Genomic DNA, 240 nt, shown 5'->3' with positions numbered 1-240 from the left:
AGTACCGCACCCGCTGGGTTCGGTGGTAGGCTGTCCACCACTTCACTGCCTGGTAATGATGGGTTGCCTGCTGGGTCAGTGGCAATCGCTGTCACCGTACTGCCATCTGGCACGTTACCTGGGTTTGGTGTGGTCCATACCCCTGTGGTTGGATCTGTTGGTACTTGAACGCTGGTACCATTCGGGAAGGTCACCGTTACGGTTGAACCTGGTTCTGCTGTACCGGTAATTGGATCAGTG

The 240-nt window shown here is 55.8% G+C and carries 1 protein-coding gene; it reads right to left on the bottom strand.

Annotated features, from left to right (window positions below):
• Positions 1-240, bottom strand: a 240-nt coding sequence (locus GBI66_RS19580; RefSeq protein ID WP_228267318.1) for an Ig-like domain-containing protein, incomplete at both ends; no start/stop codon positions are given.

The organism is Acinetobacter sp. TUM15071 (assembly GCF_008980925.1).
GTDB classification, from domain to species: domain Bacteria; phylum Pseudomonadota; class Gammaproteobacteria; order Pseudomonadales; family Moraxellaceae; genus Acinetobacter; species Acinetobacter dispersus.
The sequence above is the reverse complement of the archived record's forward strand: the minus strand, read 5'-3'. Positions and strand labels throughout refer to the sequence as shown.